The sequence below is a fragment of the Wenzhouxiangella sp. 15190 genome, from assembly GCF_003417465.1.
In the GTDB taxonomy this organism is placed as follows: domain Bacteria; phylum Pseudomonadota; class Gammaproteobacteria; order Xanthomonadales; family Wenzhouxiangellaceae; genus Wenzhouxiangella.
The window spans coordinates 1-17747 of the sequence record NZ_QVMV01000044.1; the positions used below are offsets into that span (position 1 = coordinate 1).

Consider the following 17747-nt stretch of genomic DNA (forward strand, 5'->3'; position numbering starts at 1 on the left):
CTGCGAAAGCAGCTATCCGGGACCTCGCAGTTTTCCGCCGGCACTGAGCCAAGCCGTGCCAATGCTGAGCGTGCGGGGTCCCGGCTCCTCGCTGCGCTCGGGCCGGGACGACCCGCTACAGGCACCGGCGCCAGTTTCGAATTTGGTGCTTCGAATTTCGAATTTGATCCGTGAATTGCCTACCGCAAGCCCAACGCGGTAAAATGGTTGGATTTACCAGCCGGAGCCCGCCTGCCATGCGTTTGATCGAAGAAGCCCTGACTTTTGACGACGTTTCACTGGTTCCGGACTACTCGGAAGTTCTTCCCAGGGACGTCGATCTTTCCACCCGCATCACGCGCGATCTCACGCTCAACATTCCCCTGGCCTCGGCGGCCATGGACACCGTTACCGAGGCGCGCCTGGCCATCGCCATGGCCCAGGCCGGCGGCGTCGGCATCATCCACAAGAACATGCCCATCGAGCGCCAGGCCGATCATGTGCGCGTGGTCAAGAAGTACGAGGCCGGCGTGATCAAGGATCCGTTCACCGTTAGCCCTTACACGACCATCAGCGAGGTCATCGACCTGACCCGGCGGCACAATATCTCCGGGGTGCCGGTGGTCGACGGCAACGAGCTGGTCGGCCTCGTCACCAGCCGCGACATGCGTTTCGAGCGCAAGCTCGACGACCCGGTGCGCAACATCATGACGCGCAAGGACAAGCTGGTAACCGTGCAGGAAGGCGCCAGCCAGGACGAAGTGCTCGAGTTGCTCCACAGGCACCGCATCGAGAAAGTGCTGGTGGTCAACGACAACTTCGAGCTCAAGGGCCTGATCACCGTCAAGGACATCCAGAAGTCGCGCGACTTCCCCAATGCCGCCAAGGACAGCGCCGAACAGCTGCTGGCCGGCGCGGCCGTCGGCACCGGCGGCGACACGGAAGAACGAATCGAGGCCCTGGTGGCCGCGGGCGTGGACATCGTGGTGGTCGATACCGCGCACGGTCACTCCAGCGGCGTGCTCGAGCGCATCCAGTGGGTCAAAAAGACCTGGCCGGACGTGCAGATCGTCGGTGGCAACGTGTCGACCTCCGACGGCGCCCGCGCGCTGGCCGAGGCCGGTGCCGACGGCGTCAAGATCGGGCAGGGGCCGGGTTCGATCTGTACCACCCGCGTGGTGGCCGGCATCGGCGTGCCGCAGGTCAGCGCCGTGGCGGCCGCTTCCGAGGCCCTGATGAAGCACAACGTGCCGGTGATCGCCGACGGCGGCATCCGGTTCTCCGGCGACGTGGCCAAGGCGCTGGCCGCCGGCGCCTCGACCGTGATGATCGGCAGCCTGCTGGCCGGTACCGAGGAAGCACCCGGGGAAGTCGAGCTCTACCAGGGCCGCTCTTACAAGAGCTACCGCGGCATGGGCTCGCTGGGTGCGATGGAGATGGGTTCCAAGGATCGCTACTTCCAGGCCGAGGCCGACCCCGACAAGCTCGTCCCCGAAGGCATCGAGGGGCGCGTGCCCTACAAGGGCCCGATCAGCGGCGTCGTGCACCAGCTCATGGGTGGCCTGCGCTCGGCCATGGGCTACGTCGGCTGCGCCAGTATCGAGGAGATGCGCACCAAACCGCGCTTCGTCCGGATCTCGGCCAACGGCGTGCGCGAATCGCACGCCCACGACGTGTCCATCACCAAGGAAGCGCCGAACTACAAGCTTGGATAACCGCTGTCGTCCCGGAAACCGCGGATGCGGTTATCCGGGACCCCGCACGGTTCGTTTGGCACTGAGCCGGGCCGTGCCGATGTCGAGGTGCGAGGTCCCGGCTCGGAGGCCGGGACGACAGTTGTGAAGGCAAACAAGGGTTAAAGAATGGACATCCACTCCCACCGCATCCTGATCCTCGACTTCGGCTCGCAATACACCCAGCTCATCGCCCGTCGGGTGCGCGAGATCGGGGTGTTCTCCGAGATCATGCCTTTCGATGTCGGCGACGAGGCCATTCGTGACTTCGGCGCCAGCGGCGTGATTCTCTCCGGCGGTCCGGAATCGGTAGCCTTCGACGACAGCCCGCGCATCCCGCCGCTGGTGTTCGAACTGGGCGTGCCGGTGCTCGGCATCTGCTACGGCATGCAGGCCATGGCGACGCATTTCGGCGGGGCGGTCAGCCCCTCCGACGAAAAGGAATTCGGCTACGCCGAGGTCGCGTTGAGCGAGCCGGGGCGCCTGTTCGCCGGCATCGAGGATCGCGTCGAGGACGGCCAGGGCCTGCTCGAGGTCTGGATGAGCCACGGCGACAAGGTCAGCGGCCTGCCGGAAGGATTCGTGACCACCTGTACGACCCCTTCCGCGCCGATCGCTGGCATGGCCAACGAGGACAAGCGCCTCTACGGCCTGCAGTTCCACCCGGAAGTCACCCACACGAGCCAGGGCCGGCGCATTCTCGAGCGTTTCGTGCTCGATATCTGCGGTTGCCAGCCCACCTGGACCACCGAGGCCATCATCGACGACCAGATCGAACGCATACGGGAACAGGTCGGCGACGACACCGTGCTGCTTGGGTTGTCCGGCGGCGTGGATTCCTCCGTGGTGGCCGCGCTGCTGCACCAGGCGATCGGTGACCAGTTGCTGTGCATCTTCGTCGACACCGGCCTGCTGCGTTACCAGGAAGGCGACGAGGTCATGGCGATCTTCGCCGAGCACCTGGGCGTTCGCGTCGAACGCGTCGACGCCCGCGATCAGTTCATGGACGCATTGGCCGGCGTGTCCGACCCGGAAGAAAAGCGCAAGATCATCGGCGGGGAGTTCATCAAGGTCTTCGACGCCGCCGCCAAGGGCCACAAGGAGGCCGGCTGGCTGGCGCAGGGCACCATCTATCCCGACGTCATAGAGTCCGCGGGCGCCAAGACGGGCAAGGCCAAGGTGATCAAGTCGCACCACAATGTCGGCGGTTTGCCCGAGGACATGAACCTCAAGCTGGTCGAGCCGCTGCGGGAACTGTTCAAGGATGAAGTGCGCAAGATCGGCGTCGGGCTGGGCCTGCCGAAATCACTGGTTATGCGCCATCCCTTCCCGGGGCCGGGCCTGGGCGTGCGCATCCTCGGCGAAGTGAAACCCGAATACGTCGAGCCGCTGCAGAAGGCCGACCACATCTTCATTTCCGAATTGCGACAGGCCGGGCTCTACGACAAGGTCAGCCAGGCCTTTGCCGTGTTCCTGCCGGTCAAGTCCGTCGGGGTGGTGGGTGACGCGCGCCGCTACGAGTACGTCATCGCGCTGCGCGCGGTGGAGACCATCGATTTCATGACCGCCCGCTGGGCCTACCTCGACCACGACTTCCTCGACCACGTCTCGCGCCGCATCATCAACGAATGCGACGGTGTATCACGCGTGGTCTATGACATATCGGGCAAGCCGCCGGCGACCATCGAGTGGGAGTGAGGCGGTGCTTGCGAGAGGAGACAAGGCACAGAGCCTGACCAAAGCGCGGCTGGAAGATTTCATCGCCAGGCATTACCGGCTTCAAGGTAATCAATTGCAACGCCGGTTCGAAGAAGCACAGCCGTTCCGGCACCTGGTTCTGGATGACTTCTTCTCCGAGGACTTCGCACGAAGTCTGTTCGATCGTTTCCCGCCGTTCGACGAAAAGCTCGCGCTCAATGAGGATGGGCGGGTCGGGGCCAAGTGCGTGCACGAAGACCTTGTCGCGCTTGGCGGTCCCTGGCAGCAGCTCGACGCGTTGATCCAGACCCGGCAATTTCTCGATTGGCTGGGCAACCTGACCGGAATAGAGGGGCTGCTATACGATCCCCACTACTTCGGCGGCGGTACTCACGAGAACCGACACGGCCAGGATCTCGACCCGCATGTCGACTTCAATCGCCATCCGGTCACGGGTTGGCATCGTCGCCTCAATCTCATCGTCTACCTCAATGAGGAGTGGCGTGCCGAGTGGGGTGGAGCGATCGAATTCCACAGCGATCCGCGCCGGCCGCCGCAGGAAAACCACGTCGAGGTTGTACAGCCGCGTTACAACCGTGCCGTATTATTCGAGACCACCTACTGGTCCTGGCACGGTTTCGAGCGGATCGAACTTCCAGGGAAAGACGAGGACGAGCGCTCACGCAAGTCGGTGGCCCTGTACTTCTACAGCAAGAAGCGTCCCAAAAAGGAACTGACGCCCCGGCATTCGACCATTTACGTCGATCGGCCGCTACCGGAACACATCAAGGCCGGCGCCACGCTTTCGGACGAGGATGTTCGCACTGTGCAGCGTCTCGTGGCCCGCCGGGATCAGCATATTCAGCGACTCTACCGCCATGTTTCGGATCTTACGGAACGACTTGAAGTGATTGAGCGTTCGATGTGGCTTCGAATGCGCAGACGGCTGGGCACATTGGCACGTACGCTGGGGATTCGACGCCGGCGAGCCTGAGCGCTTTCATTTTCGTGCCGAAGTATCCCTGCTCAATCCGTGGTGCCCGCCACATCGACGAGGATGGAACGGCAGCAGGATGCTATCGTTATCGCCTTCGCTCGAGCTGGGTCAGACGGACTTGGGAGAAAATCGATGGCGTATGATCGAACGACCGTGAGGGGGCCGGATCGCTCGAATTTATTGGGGCAGGCGCGGTGGGAGCGGTCCATATCGATCGGGCTCGGCCTGTTGGTACTGAGCCTGCTTGTCTACATGCTCTTCGTGATCGCCGGGACGCCGGTTTCGTTCGACGGGGCGATGAACCTGCAGGTTGCCGCCGCCCTGGCCGACGGGCAGGGCTACGGCCGTTTCTACGACGAGTGGCGGCTGTTTCCGCGCGAGATCCAGACCAACGCACCCTACATCTTTCCGGCAGCACTGGTTTTCGCCGTCTTCGGTGTTTCTTTGGCCACCGCACAGATCGTCTCCCTGGCCTACCTGGCCGGCCTGGTCGGGATCGTGTACCTGCTCGGCCGGCGCCTGGCGGGCAGGGTGCCCGCTCTCGTTGCCTGCCTGCTGGTGTTGCTGGTTCCGGAACTGGCTCGGTTGGGTGCCAACGGCTACGGCGAGGTTCCGGCCCTGTTCTGGGCGTTCGCAGGCCTGTGGTCGCTGCACGCGGCGATCGACAAGGGGGGCGGCTGGCGTTATTTCGGCGCGGGCCTGTGCTTCGGCCTCTCCATTCTGACCAAGACCGTGATGCTCATGCCCGTCGGGGTTGTGCTGGGCCTGTTCGGACTGGCCTTCTTGTTCACCGACAGGGTCTGGAGAAACCCGGCAGCGGTGGGCGCCGGGCTGCTGGTGCCTGTCGCCGGCTGGGAGGCCTGGAAACTCTGGTCGTTCGGCGGCGTCGCGCCGTGGCGTGAATGGTGGCAGGTTCAACTGGACGGCATACTGGCCCAGGCGGGCGTAAGCGAGGGCTTTCAAGACAGCCCGGGCATGCTGGACAAGCTGGGGACGCATGCCGAAGTGCTGACCGGGAGCCTGGGGCTGCCGGTTTGGCTCCTGCCGGTTTTGCTGGCGCTGCCTTGCGGCCTGGTCTTTGTTGCCGTGTTGCGTACCCGCGAGGAAGGTGTCTGGAGCGGCAACGCGCTGTTGCCCCTGATGCTCGCCGCCTGCATCGTGGCCTATTTCGGCTGGTGGCTGTTGGTGACGCCGACCGAAAAGGCGTGGTACCGACGCATATTCAACGGCGTGCTGCTGGTCGCGCTGAGCGCGCCGTTGCTGCCGGCACTGGCCGGGCGGATACGCGGGCGCGTTGGGCTGTCGGCGATCAGCGTAGTAACGGTAACGCTTCTTGTCATCGGTTCTCTGGCGCGGTTCCCGTCGATCGAGCCGAGTCAGGCAGATGTGCGGAAGCACTCGACCCGTGCGGTGGTGAAGTTCATGAAAAATGCGCCGGAGACGGCGAAGTTCTATGGCTATCGATGGTATTCCCAGCCGGTTTTCGCTCTCTACTCGGGCCGGCGCGTCCACGATCTCGACAAGCGCAAGTACTGGATCGACGCCGAAGACGGCCCGCATTATTTCCTTGTTGACGGCTATATGAACAGTGCTGGCGTCGTCGACAAGGCACTGCGCGGCCTGCCCCACGAGGAGGTGCTGACGGACTCCGACTGGGGACGGGTCCTTGTTCTCCGTGGCGCTTTTGAGCTTCCGCCGCTGGCGCGGGAAAACGTCTGGGCGAGGTCGGAAGTGCGATTCCGGGAGCATGCATACGATGCCGTGCATGGCATGTTTTCCCCGGAGGGGGACGGGTGGAGATGGGCACAGCCGCTTTCAGCCGTTCTTCTCCAGCACAACGGCGGTGACGTGCTCGCAGTTCATGGCGCCCTTCCTGCCAACGGCGATTTCAGGTTCGCCGGCCGCGGGAGCACCTTCGGCATGCAGGCCCGGGTTGCCGACTGTGACCTGGAGTGGCAGTATCCCGACGGTTCGGGACGGTTCGAAATAGAGTGGTCTCTCGCGGGTTGCCAGTTGCCGCCGCAAGGTGATGCCGTGACCGTCGAATTGCGCACCAATGCGATTCTGAAGGGCACCGATCGTCCCCTGTCCTGGGTTGCTCACGAGATTAGACTGAAACGCTTGTAAAGGAACGTTGCCAGGCCATGAAGCTCGTCATTCAGATTCCCTGTTTCAATGAGGAAGACACGCTGCCGGTCACTCTGGCCGAGCTGCCGCGGAAGGTGGCCGGCATCGATGACGTCGAGTGGCTGATCATCGACGACGGCAGCTCCGACCGGACAGTGGCCGTCGCACGCGAGCACGGCGTTGATCACGTCGTCTCGCTGACCCACAACCAGGGCCTGGCCCGGGCCTTCACTGCCGGGCTGGAGGCGTCGCTGGCGGCAGGCGCCGATGTCATCGTCAATACCGATGCCGACAATCAATACAACGCCGACGACATCGCCGCGCTGGTCGAACCTGTTCTGGCAGGCACGGCCGACATCGTGGTCGGAGAGCGCCCGATTGCCGAGACCCGGCATTTCTCGGCGACCAAGAAGCTGCTGCAGCGTCTCGGCAGCTGGGTCGTGCGCAGAGCCAGCGGGACGCAGGTGCCCGACGCGCCGAGCGGCTTCCGGGCGATGTCGCGCGACGCGGCCCTGCAGCTCAACGTGTTCTCGAGCTATACCTACACGCTGGAGACGCTCATCCAGGCGGGTCGCAAGAACATGTCGATCACGTCGGTACCCGTCAGGACCAATCCCGATCTCCGGCCGTCGAGGCTGCTCAAGACGATTTCCTCTTATGTCTGGCGATCCGTGGCGACGATCGTCCGGATATTCGTAATCTACAAGCCGTTTCGCTTCTTCATGCTGCTTGGCGCGTTCCTCTTCTCGATTGGCGTCCTGATCGGCATTCGGTTCCTGTTCTACTTTGCCGTGGGGGAAGGCGATGGCCATGTTCAGTCCCTGATCCTGGCGTCGGTTCTGCTCGGCATCGGCTTCCAGACCATTCTGGTCGCATTCGTTGCCGATCTTCTCGCCGTCAACAGGCGCCTGCTGGAGGAACTTCAGTATCGTGCCCGGAAAGCGGAGCTTCGTGCCCCTCCGACGGATTCCCCTGGAACCGCTGATGCCGGCGGTAGTCAGTTCCGGGATCGAGGCTGAGGCGTTTCATGGCCACTGAAGGTCCGCCGTTCTTCATCGTCGGCTGCGGACGCTCCGGCACCACCCTGTTGCGTTCGATGCTCGACGCGCATCCCGAGGTCGGTGTGCCGCTGGAGTCCCTGTTCATCGTCGACTACCTCCTGAGCGATCAGTCCATCGACGTCATGAAGCAACTTCTGCCGCGCGAGTACGAGCTCTCGGAGTGGGGGCTCGACGTATCGGCAGCCGACCTCGCTGATTGCCGCAGCGCGAGCGATCTGATCGCCCGGGTACACGAGCTCTACCTGGCGGACCAGGGCAAACAGCGGTGGGGGCAGAAGACGCCGAGGTTCGTGCGCTACGGTGACTTGATCAAGCGCCACTTTCCTCACGCGCAGTTCATTCATCTCATCCGTGATCCGAGGGCGGTGGCAAGCTCCCTGGCGCGTTCGCAGGTGCATCAGTCCACCGTCTATCACGGTGCCATGCGATGGCGGGGCGACGTCGAGGCGGGATTGGCGCTCGAGAAGTCCTTTCCGCAGAACGTCCTGCGCGTGCACTACGAGGCGCTGGTGGCCGACCCGGAGAAAGAAATTCGGCGTGTGTGCAACTTTCTCGGGCTCGAATTCTTCGACGCCATGCTGCGTTTCCATCGGCAGGCGCCCGGAGACTATGGGAGCTACTACCGCCAGATCCATTCCGGGCTCGCACGGCCGGTTTCGCAAAGCGCGGCCCATGGCTGGCGTGAACGGCTTTCCCGACGGGAGGTCGCGCTGGTCGAACAAATCGCGGGACCGCTGATGCAAGAACTGGGGTATGTGCCCGATCGCCCGACGGGCGGCGGCGTGTCGACCGGCTATCTGTGGCGCGTGCGGATACGCCGGCTGCCGGGGATGGCGAGACAGCTGCTCCACTACCTTCGCCATCGATCAGGCTATCTGTCGGGCGTGATCCGCAGAAAGCGGGTGCTCAAGACGCTCGGTCCACTGCCGATCAATCGCTGATGAAAAATCGATTGTCGATACGCAGGATTCTGGGTTGGCTGCTCATGGCCGCCGCCCTGATTTATCTCGGCCGTTCCATCGTCGAGCTGGCCTCCTCAGTCGATTCCTATGCCGTTTTTCCCCACTGGCATGCTCTGGTGGCGAGCTGGATGATCAGCCTCCTGTGGCTGATTGCCATGGGGCTGGGCTGGGCCTGGGTGCTCCGGTTCCATACCGGCTGCGTATCGCTTCCTGCTTTCGGGACGCTCGCGCCGGTCTTCATGCAATCTTTCGTGTCCCGCTATGTGCCGGGCAAGGTGTGGCCGGCCATCGTCCTGTACGAGCGACTGCGCGACAGGCTTGCCTCCGCCGACGTACTGCGCAGCTATTTTTTGCAGCAGCTGCATCTGCTCGCCAGTGCCGCCGTTCTCGCCGCGGGTGTCCTGCCATGGCTGCTGGCGGACCTGACTTCGTCGCGCACGCTCGCCTCGATCGAGCCGGTAATCCTGATCGCCTTTGTCTTGGGGAGCGCATGGGCGTTATTGCCGAGACAGATCTTCGCCCTTGCCAATCGCCTGCTGCCGCTGCCGCAGGAGTGGCGAAACCAGCTTGTCTTCCGCGGGGCAGTGCGGCACTGGACCGTCGCCTTTGGGATCAGCTTGCTGGTCGGCGTGTTTCAGGGTGCGGCGATCATTCCGCTGTGGCAGTCCATTGCCGGGGCGGAGCAGCAGTTGACCATCGCCGGAATGTTCGGCGTGGTTTGCGCCTATGCGGCCGCCCGGATCGTGGGCCAGGCGGCGGCTATCGCCCCGGCCGGAATCGGCGTGCGCGAAGGCGCCTTTGTGCTGCTTGCGACCAGTCTGTCGCCGGAAGTCGCCTTGATCAGCGTTTTGTGGCTTCGCCTGCTCGCCACCACAGTCGAGCTGGTGGCCTGGCTGGCTTCGAGCTACTGGGCGTATCGTGGCGGACGTCGAGAACCTGAAGGATAGGCAGACATGTCGGATCGTCTGTCGAGTCAACCGCTACCTGAACGATATGCAGGGCGTGTGACACGAGTCCTGCCGGCCCTGATGTTGACGCTGGCGATCGTGGTTCCGGCACTGCTTTTCGTGCCGATTCAGATTCACGGCGACAATCCCTACGATTTTGCGGCGGGACTGGCCGATCTGCTGCCGGGAATGCTCGGCCTCGCGGCCGTGACCGGACTGTTCGTGTTTGCCCTGCTGCTGGCTGTTCCCGGGCGCTGTTTCGCCGTTGTCATGGCCATGGTCCTTGCTTTTGCGCTCCTTGTATGGGTGCACGGACACCTTCTTGTCTGGGACTACGGCGTACTCGACGGCAGCTCGATCGACTGGACGGGTCAAACTTGGCGCCTGTCGATTGATCTCCTGTTGTGGCTGACTGTGCCGATCATTGCCGTCGCCGTCCGGCATCGGCTCGTTCCGGTCGCCGGCTGGATCGCCCTGGCGCTGATCCTGATCCAGGCCGTTCCGGCCTGGCAGACCTGGCGGCAGTCGCCCGAGGTTTCCGATATCCATCGATACAATCTGGACGACAGCCGGCAGTTCTCGTTTTCGACCGACCGGAATGTAGTCGTGATTGTCCTCGACGCCTTTCAGTCGGATATCTTTCAGCGGATCATTTCCGATCACGAAGAGTGGACCGAACGACTCCAAGGATTTACCTATTTCCGCAACGCGCTGTCCGGTTACGCCAAGACCTATCCCAGTATCACGCTGATGCTGAGCGGCCACTGGTACGACAACGACCGGCCGCTTCAGGAGCATGTCCGGGACAGCTTTCGTTCCGATTCGATTCCGTATCGCCTTCGACAGCAGGGGTGGCGGGTTGACCTGTTGCCGCACATCAAGCGCGTGGTCGACGTCTCTCCCCGTGTCGCCTCCAACGCGGTGCTGGCGATTGCATGCCCGACCCGCCTCGAGGAGACGGGGCGACTGGCCGATCTGGGGCTGTTCCGGGTCAGTCCTCACTGGCTAAAGCCCTTCTGGCTCAACGACTATCAGTGGCGGCTGGCGCACCGCCTGCCGGCCCTCTGTGCCGATGGAAAGGGCAGCGCCTACCATCGTACGGGTGATGAGTCCCGGCATGCCCCGCTTCGCTTCGTTGCGCGCGCACAAAACGAGTTCCGGACGGATTCCAGCGCACCGACCTTCAAGCTCTACCACCTGCTCATTCCACATGCACCGTTCCACTACGATGAACAGCTCAGGGTGAAACGCCTGCCCGCCGGTCGAGAAGGCTTCGAGCGGCAGTCGCGGGCCGCGCTGGAGGTCGTGCGGCGATTTTTGATGCAGCTCGAGAAGCACGGAATCTACGATGAAACCCTGATCGCCGTCGTTTCCGATCATGGCGGCGGTGAATATGTGGATTCGGTCGACCTCGATGCCCTGGGCGCAGATGTATCGGTTGGAAAGCGTGACGAAGAAAGCGAAATTCCCGGCAATCATGTCGCCTCCGGGTTGCCGCTGGTTCTGATCAAGCCGCCGAACGCCCGCGGCCGATTGAAAATATCGGATGCGCCCGTCTCCCTGGGCGATCTGGCCCGGACGCTTGCGGACCTGCTCGAGCTGCAGGACGGGCCCGCCGGCAAGAACATGTTCGAGTTGTCCGAAGATGGTGAGCGTGAGCGAATCTATCGGCACTTTCGCTTCGGCGGCTGGTCGGGGGAATACCTGCCGGAAATGACCGAGTACCGGGTGAACGGGTTCGGCTGGCGGGTCGAGAACTGGCAGCCGACCGGTCGCATCCTTGCGCCGGCTGAAAGCGGCCCGGCATCGCTGCGTATGCCGTACCGGCTCGGCCAGCCCATAGGTTTCCGTCCAGGCTCACCCGGGGCGGAGTATCTGGGCGAGGGCTGGAGCCGGCCCGAGAACAATGGTCAGGTCTGGTCGCATTCGCGCATGGCCGAGATTCGCATTCCGTTGTCCGCTCCGGTCGCCGGAGACCTTATGCTGCGCCTGGACTTCATGCCCTATACGGCCCGCGGACGAATCTCCGACCCGGAGGTGGGTATCGTCGTCAATGGCAGCGTCGAGCATGCCTGGCGGGGAGACGCGCGTGGCTGGCGCGAGTTGACCATTCCCGCTGATGTGGCGCGCCAGGCCGGCTCGCTGCATCTCGAGCTCCGTTTTCCGGATGCGGCATCGCCGGCGGAACTGGGGACGGGTGCCGATGCCAGGACGCTGGGTATTGCGTTGTACGGTCTTCAGATAACTCATGCGATCGAGGAGTGAAGGTCGCGGAGTGATCGTGGCCGGCCGATGGGTACCGGTTCCAACCCACAAGCAGGAAACAGATTCATGCACGCAGAAGAAAGCGCATTCGTGGACGGCTCATTCCGGGATCCGGCCGGGTTCATGTTCGAACGCGACGGCATTCTCTATCGTCAGGTCAACGAGTTCGGCCGGGAATGCTATGAGCAACTCATGGCATCCGGTCTGTATGACAATCTCGTAGAGCAGGGGTGGTTGATTCCACACCAAGAATCCGGTGTTGCGCCGGCGCGTTCCGAGGGCAGTTTCAGGGTCATCGAGCCCGAGCGGATCCCATTCGTCTCATACCCCTACGAATGGAGCTTCAGCCAGTATCGTGACGCGGCGCTGGTCACGCTGGATGTGCAGCTTGCGGCCATCGAGCACGGCATGATTCTCAAGGACGCCTCGGCCTACAACGTCCAGTTTCACCAGGGGCGTCCGCTGCTGATCGACACCCTTTCGTTCGCCCCCTACGAGGAAGGGCAGGTGTGGGAAGGCTACCGCCAGTTCTGCCAGCACTTTCTCGCGCCGCTGCTTTTGATGGCGCGGCGCGACATCCGCCTGAGCCAGCTCATGAAGGTGCATATCGACGGCGTGCCGCTGGACCTGGCCAGTCGACTGCTGGAGCGCCGAAGCTGGTTCAGGCCGGGCATCCTGATGCACCTGCATCTGCATGCCCGGGCCCAGGCGCGCTATGCCGCCTCCGACGATTCGTCGCGCAAGTCTTCCGGCAAACCGCGCCGGCTGAGCAAGACCGGCCTGGTCGGCATCGTCTCGGGCCTGCGCAGCCTTATCGCCGGGCTCGACTGGAAACCGGCCGGCACGGAATGGGCCGACTACTATCAGGCCACCAATTACTCCGACGACGCCTTTGCCGCCAAGCGCCGCCATATCGAGCGCTTCCTCGACGGCATCGAGCCAAAGCGGGTCTGGGACCTCGGGGGCAATACGGGGGTATTCAGCCGCGTCGCCTCGCAACGCGGTATCGAGACCGTGTCCTTCGACATCGACCCGGCCGCGGTCGAGATCAATTACCGGGAAGTGCGCCGGGCCGGCGAGCAGACCCTGCTGCCATTGGTCATGGACCTGACCAACCCCAGCCCCGCGCTGGGATGGGCCGGACGCGAGCGCGACGCCATGCACGGGCGCGGCCCGGTCGACTGCGCCATGGCGCTGGCCCTGATTCATCACCTGGCCATTTCGAACAACGTGCCGCTCGAACGAATCGCCGCCTACTTCGCGCGGCTGTGCGACAACCTGATCATCGAGTTCGTGCCCAAGGCCGACAGCCAGGTGAAGCGGCTGCTGAGTTCGCGCCAGGATATCTTCGACGACTACCACGAAGAAGGCTTCGAAAGGGCCTTTTCCGAGCACTTCGAGCTTGTGGAAAGCACCCCGGTGGAGGGATCCGAGCGAACGCTCTACTGGCTGCGCCGGCGCGCCTGAGTAATGCGCTGGTCACCCGGATTGCGAAATCGTTACAATCCCGTGACTCGACCTCCCGGCCCGACCGAAGACCAAGGAATTCCGCGATGAGAACCATTTTCGTGCTCTACGCGCTGCTGCTGATCGTTCCCGATGCCCACGCCTATCTCGATCCGGGCAGCGGCAGTGCGATCCTGCAGGGCATTCTGGGGGCGTTGGCCGCGATTGCCCTCACGCTCAAGCTCTATTGGCACCGCTTTCTGCGCCTGATCGGCCTGCGCAAGCCGTCCGAGGACAAGCGTGAATCCCCTGGCCAATCCGAGGCCCGCTCGAACAACGAAAACACCTGACCATCCGGTGAGGCCAACACATCGAATCCCGGCCGACAGAAGTGTGTCGCCCCGGAAATCGCGCGAGCGATTATCCGGGGCCTCGCACGTTTCCGGGGGCAGTCCGTTGTGCCGTGCTAGCGGCGCGGTGCGAGGTCCCGGCTCGAGGGCCGGGACGACATCAGGCTGTCAGCCCTGTAGGACCGTTCCGCCATCACCCTGTCATCCCGGAAGTCGCGCCAGCGACTATCCGGGATCTCGCACGTCACCGGCGGGTGTCAGTTGTGCCGTGCTAGCGGAGCGGTGCGAGGTCCCGGCTCTACGCTGCGCTTCGGCCGGGACGACAAGGATACGAGTGATGCAGGCAGTTCTGGCCGCCGTCCTGTTCATCGTCGGGGCGTATCCGGCCGTCGCGGCGCAGGCGACGGATCGGCTGGCGATCGAACTGCCGGAAGATCCGGCACAGGGTGTCGGCACCTGGCAGGTTGGTTTTCCCGATGACGCGGCCGGGCAGAAAGCGTGGCGTTCGCTGGTTTCCGACGATGGCCCGGTCAGCTCACGCCACCTTGCGCTGGCGTTGGACGGCGTCACGTCCTGGCAGCCGATGGACGCTTCCGGCACCGAAAGGCGCTGGCAGAGCGCGGACGGGCAGTGGCAACTCGGTTTCTCCCTCGAGCCGGGCGAATCCGATTACCGCTCGCAGCTCGAAATCACCCTGACTGCCCGGCAGGAAGCGCCCGGCGATTCCGCCATGCGCCTGCGATTGGGCCCGGGAATCGGCGAGCAGCCGCGGCCGGGCCTGGGCATTGCCACCACGCTCTATTCCTACACTCGCCCGAGTGTCTTCCAGGGCGGCGAGATCATCTCGCCGGAAGAAAACGGGGAAGCGCTCCAGCTTTCCGAGGGTGATTGGGCTGGCCTGCACAGCCGCTATTTCGCGCTGCTGGCGACTCCGCTGGCGGTCGAGGTACCAGTCGAATTGACGTTCGGGCGGGCTGAAGGGCAGGGCGAGCTGTCCCCCGAGTACCTGCCCTGGATCGACCTGAACCTGGCCGTGCCGCCGCTCGAGGCTGGCGAGCGCCGGGTCTGGCGCTTCGAGCTGTTCTCCGGCCCCAAGACCCGCCAGGCGCTGTCAGGCACGGACGGCGAGGGTGACTACTCGCGCCTGCTGTTCCAGGGGCTCTGGAACTGGATGCGCGGTTTGTCGCTGGGGCTGCTGTGGTCGCTGGAGGCCATCCATTCATTGGTGCCCAACTGGGGTCTGGCCATCTGCCTGCTGGCCGTCCTGGTGCGCCTGGTGCTCTATCCGCTGGGCCGCTGGGCCCTGTCCAGCCAGCAGCGGTTTTCCGAGGTGCAGGCCGAAATCGCCCCGAAGGTTCGCGAGATCAAGCAGAACTACAAGGGCGGCGAGCAGAGTGAGCGCATCCTGCAGCTCTACGAGCAACGCGGGGTCAGTCCGCTGGCCGGTCTCAAGCCGCTGCTGATCGTGCTCATCCAGATTCCGGTGTTCGTGGCGCTGTTCCACGTGCTCGGGCAGGTGTTCGAGTTCCGCAACGCCTCCTTCCTGTGGATCGATTCGCTGGCCGAGCCCGATCGCCTGTTCTCTTTCGGGACCAGCCTGGCGTTCTTCGGAAACTGGTTCAATCTGCTGCCCGTGCTGATGGCCGTAAGCACCCTGGCGTCGATCCGACTCTCGCCGGCGCCGGCGGCCAGCCAGGCCGAGAAGCGTCGTCAGAACCTGTTCCTCTGGTTCCTGGCTGCGGCCTTCTTCTTGCTGTTCTATCCTTTCCCGTCGGGCATGGTGCTGTACTGGATCATGGCCAACGTGCTCTACATCGCCCAGTTCCGCCTGACCCAACGCAAGGCGGGTACGGCCGGGAGCGGGTGAGTATGCCGATATCGCAGTCCGCCCGGTCCGACAGCGAATGGATGCAGCGCGCCCTGGATCTCGCCCGGCGCGCCGAGGCGATGGGTGAGGTCCCGATCGGGGCGGTGCTGGTCGATGCCGAAGGACAAGTCCTGGGTGAGGGCTGGAACCGGGTCATCACCGATGCCGACCCAACCGCGCACGCCGAGATCGTCGCCCTGCGCGAAGCCGCAAGCCGCGTGAACAACTACCGCCTGCCCGACACCACCCTCTACGTCACCCTAGAACCCTGCAGCATGTGCGCGGGCGCCCTGGTCAACGCCCGCGTCAAGCGCGTCGTCTACGCCGCCGACGACCTGCGTGCCGGCGCCCACCATTCCGTCTTCGAAGTCCTCACCAGCCCGAAACTCAACCACCGCTGCGAAGTCACCCGCGGCGTCCTGGCCGAGGAATCGGCCGAAATACTGCGCCGCTTCTTCCGCAGCAAGCGCTAGCCGCCAACAGCCTGTCGTCCCGGCCTCCGAGCCGGGCACCAGGAATGTCGTCCAGGCCCCCGAGCCGGGCACCAGGAATGTCGTCCCGGCCTCCGAGCCGGGACCTCGCACTTGGCCGATAGCACGGCCCCGCTCATTGCCACCCGCCCCGTGCGAGGCCCCGGATAATCGCTTCGCGATTTCCGGGGCGACAAAATCATATTCGGACCCGCGTCGCAGTGCTAATCTAAGTACCCTATTCGGTACCTAAGGGTGCACGATGGAAAACACTATTACCGCCGAGGAAATCAAGCGGCGAGGCATTTCAGCGGTCGACGAGGCGCTAAAATATGGGCCTGTGCATGTCATTCAGCGCAGCAAGCGGCGCTACGTCATTCTCAGCGAAGAGAATTACCAAAGCCTGGCGCGCCATTCCCAGGCGCGGTCCGCAATTTGGAGCCATGTGACATCCGGCACCTCCGAGCAGAGTCGATCGAAAGCCGATATCGATCAACAGATCCAGAAAGAACGGCGTGCCTGGGACACTTGAGGATGGCTTTTCTCGACGCTCCGCGGAAACAGCATCCGAACACCTGATGCCCTGCAGGCAGCCAGCTGCCTTGAAATTCATCCGGAGACGCCCTTTGTCACCGGAGATCGCGACTTTCGCCGGGTTCCCGACCTCAACGTGCATCTAGTCGCATAGGCCGTCCACTAGCAACGAAGTGAATCGAATGATTTTCACCCCGACCGAACTTAACGAGTTCAAGCACCAATTGGAAAAGGAGTTACGCGCTATCGAATCAGCGAATGACGATTCGGAAGCGCTGGATTTCATCGATCAGGTGGCCGACTGGGACGACTGACGCCAACCAGCCAACCAGCCAACCAGCTTTACAATCCCAACCAATCAAACTAAACTAACTAAACTAGACCAATCAGGTTGATAGCCGTAATGCCGGAAGAAACCATCAACATCCACGAAGCCAAGACGCACCTTTCGCGGTTGGTCGAAAAGGCGGCCCGGGGCGAGAGTTTCGTGATTGCCAAGGCCGGGACACCCATGGTCCGGGTCAGCGCACTCGAAGCACCCGTTGCAACGGAGCGCCGGCGAGTCGGCTTTCTCGAGGGACGGATCCAGGTGCCGGACGACTTTGATGAAATGGGCCGCGAGCAGATCAGCGAAATGTTCGAAGAATGAATCACTTCCTGCTCGATACCCACCTGCTGCTGTGGGCGGCCGCCGGCGACGCGCGTTTGCCCGATAGCGTGTTTTCCCGTCTCGAGGACGAGACAGCCCGGCCACTGTACTCGGCGGCCTCGATCTGGGAAGTGGTCATCAAGTCCGGTCTGGGTCGAAAGGATTTTCACGTGGATGCCGCCCTGCTCAGGCGCGGCCTGCTGGACAACGGTTACCAGGAACTCCCGATCACCGGCGCGCACACGCTTGCCGTTGACCGGCTGCCGGACCACCACCGGGATCCCTTCGATCGCATCCTGGCCGCCCAGTCCAATGCGGAAGGAATCGAACTCCTGACCGCCGATCAAACCCTTGCCACTTACCCCGGGCCGATCACCCTCGTCAGATAAAGGAATGACCCATGCGCCTTGGTTGTGTCGTCCCGGCCCCCGAATCTAGTCCGGGGCAGGCTCCGCGAAGCGGAGAGCCGGGACCTCGCAATTATTCGATAGCACGGCATTGCTCATTACCACCCGCACCGTGCGAGATCCCGGCTCAGGGCCGGGATGACGGCAAGACCGATCCGTGCGAGGTCCCGGATAACCGCTTGCGCGGTTTCCGGGTGGAGCGACCCCGAAAAAGTAGACACCTCAATTTTGACAGATGGAGAGGTGTTTATGACC

The 17747-nt window shown here is 63.4% G+C and carries 16 protein-coding genes; all 16 read left to right on the forward strand.

Features of this window, described 5'->3' with window-relative positions:
- Positions 1 to 236: 236 nt before the first annotated feature.
- The 16 genes from guaB (at position 237) to DZK26_RS11445 (ending at position 17474) form a co-directional block, all read left to right on the forward strand.
- Complete coding sequence (gene guaB, locus DZK26_RS11375) at positions 237 to 1694, forward strand: IMP dehydrogenase (protein WP_116898879.1); 1458 nt, start codon at positions 237 to 239, stop codon at positions 1692 to 1694.
- Between the two features lie 147 nt (positions 1695 to 1841).
- Positions 1842 to 3410, forward strand: a complete 1569-nt coding sequence (guaA, locus tag DZK26_RS11380) for a glutamine-hydrolyzing GMP synthase (protein ID WP_116898880.1) — start codon at positions 1842 to 1844, stop codon at positions 3408 to 3410.
- A 4-nt stretch (positions 3411 to 3414) separates the two neighbouring features.
- On the forward strand, positions 3415 to 4404 hold the full coding sequence (locus tag DZK26_RS11385) for a 2OG-Fe(II) oxygenase (protein WP_181918455.1): 990 nt from the start codon (positions 3415 to 3417) through the stop codon (positions 4402 to 4404).
- Positions 4405 to 4539: 135 nt separating this feature from the next.
- Positions 4540 to 6534 (forward strand): glycosyltransferase family 39 protein, encoded by a 1995-nt coding sequence (locus DZK26_RS11390; RefSeq protein WP_181918456.1) that lies wholly within the window; start codon positions 4540 to 4542, stop codon positions 6532 to 6534.
- A gap of 17 nt (positions 6535 to 6551) precedes the next feature.
- Positions 6552 to 7553 carry a glycosyltransferase family 2 protein gene (locus DZK26_RS11395; RefSeq protein ID WP_116898883.1) on the forward strand — a complete coding sequence of 334 codons (1002 nt, stop codon included), beginning with the start codon at positions 6552 to 6554 and terminating at the stop codon, positions 7551 to 7553.
- An 8-nt stretch (positions 7554 to 7561) separates the two neighbouring features.
- Positions 7562 to 8536, forward strand: a complete 975-nt coding sequence (locus tag DZK26_RS11400; RefSeq protein WP_116898884.1) for a sulfotransferase — start codon at positions 7562 to 7564, stop codon at positions 8534 to 8536.
- Positions 8536 to 9504, forward strand: coding sequence for a hypothetical protein (locus tag DZK26_RS11405; protein WP_116898885.1), 969 nt, complete (start codon positions 8536 to 8538; stop codon positions 9502 to 9504). Before DZK26_RS11400 ends, DZK26_RS11405 begins: the two co-directional genes overlap by 1 nt.
- Before the next feature lie 57 nt (positions 9505 to 9561).
- Entirely contained in the window at positions 9562 to 11769 is a 2208-nt protein-coding gene (locus tag DZK26_RS11410; RefSeq protein WP_181935624.1) for a sulfatase-like hydrolase/transferase, read from the forward strand.
- Positions 11770 to 11835: 66 nt separating this feature from the next.
- Positions 11836 to 13236, forward strand: coding sequence for a methyltransferase domain-containing protein (locus tag DZK26_RS11415; protein WP_116898887.1), 1401 nt, complete (start codon positions 11836 to 11838; stop codon positions 13234 to 13236).
- Positions 13237 to 13322: 86 nt separating this feature from the next.
- Positions 13323 to 13565, forward strand: coding sequence for a hypothetical protein (locus DZK26_RS11420; RefSeq protein ID WP_116898888.1), 243 nt, complete (start codon positions 13323 to 13325; stop codon positions 13563 to 13565).
- 337 nt (positions 13566 to 13902) lie between these two features.
- The gene (gene yidC / locus DZK26_RS11425; RefSeq protein WP_116898889.1) at positions 13903 to 15432 is read left to right on the forward strand and encodes a membrane protein insertase YidC; all 1530 of its coding nucleotides are present in this window, start codon (positions 13903 to 13905) and stop codon (positions 15430 to 15432) included.
- Positions 15433 to 15434: 2 nt separating this feature from the next.
- On the forward strand, positions 15435 to 15905 hold the full coding sequence (gene tadA / locus DZK26_RS11430) for a tRNA adenosine(34) deaminase TadA (RefSeq protein WP_116898890.1): 471 nt from the start codon (positions 15435 to 15437) through the stop codon (positions 15903 to 15905).
- A gap of 259 nt (positions 15906 to 16164) precedes the next feature.
- A complete protein-coding gene (locus DZK26_RS11435) occupies positions 16165 to 16434 on the forward strand; it encodes a type II toxin-antitoxin system Phd/YefM family antitoxin (RefSeq protein WP_116898891.1) in 270 nt (89 codons plus the stop codon).
- Positions 16435 to 16618: 184 nt separating this feature from the next.
- The gene (locus DZK26_RS14615; protein WP_258870890.1) at positions 16619 to 16750 is read left to right on the forward strand and encodes a hypothetical protein; all 132 of its coding nucleotides are present in this window, start codon (positions 16619 to 16621) and stop codon (positions 16748 to 16750) included.
- 89 nt (positions 16751 to 16839) lie between these two features.
- A complete protein-coding gene (locus tag DZK26_RS11440) occupies positions 16840 to 17085 on the forward strand; it encodes a type II toxin-antitoxin system Phd/YefM family antitoxin (RefSeq protein WP_116898892.1) in 246 nt (81 codons plus the stop codon).
- On the forward strand, positions 17082 to 17474 hold the full coding sequence (locus DZK26_RS11445) for a type II toxin-antitoxin system VapC family toxin (RefSeq protein ID WP_116898893.1): 393 nt from the start codon (positions 17082 to 17084) through the stop codon (positions 17472 to 17474). The genes DZK26_RS11440 and DZK26_RS11445 overlap by 4 nt, the downstream gene beginning before the upstream one ends.
- Positions 17475 to 17747 lie beyond the last annotated feature (273 nt).

What these genes read in the sequence shown, in the direction of transcription:
- guaB (WP_116898879.1), top strand. Translation starts at nt 237, where the DNA reads ATGCGTTTGATCGAAGAAGCCCTGACTTTTGACGACGTTTCACTGGTT.
- guaA (WP_116898880.1), top strand. Translation starts at nt 1,842, where the DNA reads ATGGACATCCACTCCCACCGCATCCTGATCCTCGACTTCGGCTCGCAA.
- DZK26_RS11390 (WP_181918456.1), top strand. Translation starts at nt 4,540, where the DNA reads ATGGCGTATGATCGAACGACCGTGAGGGGGCCGGATCGCTCGAATTTA.
- DZK26_RS11395 (WP_116898883.1), top strand. Translation starts at nt 6,552, where the DNA reads ATGAAGCTCGTCATTCAGATTCCCTGTTTCAATGAGGAAGACACGCTG.
- DZK26_RS11400 (WP_116898884.1), top strand. Translation starts at nt 7,562, where the DNA reads ATGGCCACTGAAGGTCCGCCGTTCTTCATCGTCGGCTGCGGACGCTCC.
- DZK26_RS11405 (WP_116898885.1), top strand. Translation starts at nt 8,536, where the DNA reads ATGAAAAATCGATTGTCGATACGCAGGATTCTGGGTTGGCTGCTCATG.
- DZK26_RS11415 (WP_116898887.1), top strand. Translation starts at nt 11,836, where the DNA reads ATGCACGCAGAAGAAAGCGCATTCGTGGACGGCTCATTCCGGGATCCG.
- DZK26_RS11420 (WP_116898888.1), top strand. Translation starts at nt 13,323, where the DNA reads ATGAGAACCATTTTCGTGCTCTACGCGCTGCTGCTGATCGTTCCCGAT.
- yidC (WP_116898889.1), top strand. Translation starts at nt 13,903, where the DNA reads ATGCAGGCAGTTCTGGCCGCCGTCCTGTTCATCGTCGGGGCGTATCCG.
- tadA (WP_116898890.1), top strand. Translation starts at nt 15,435, where the DNA reads ATGCCGATATCGCAGTCCGCCCGGTCCGACAGCGAATGGATGCAGCGC.
- DZK26_RS11435 (WP_116898891.1), top strand. Translation starts at nt 16,165, where the DNA reads ATGGAAAACACTATTACCGCCGAGGAAATCAAGCGGCGAGGCATTTCA.
- DZK26_RS14615 (WP_258870890.1), top strand. Translation starts at nt 16,619, where the DNA reads ATGATTTTCACCCCGACCGAACTTAACGAGTTCAAGCACCAATTGGAA.
- DZK26_RS11440 (WP_116898892.1), top strand. Translation starts at nt 16,840, where the DNA reads ATGCCGGAAGAAACCATCAACATCCACGAAGCCAAGACGCACCTTTCG.
- DZK26_RS11445 (WP_116898893.1), top strand. Translation starts at nt 17,082, where the DNA reads ATGAATCACTTCCTGCTCGATACCCACCTGCTGCTGTGGGCGGCCGCC.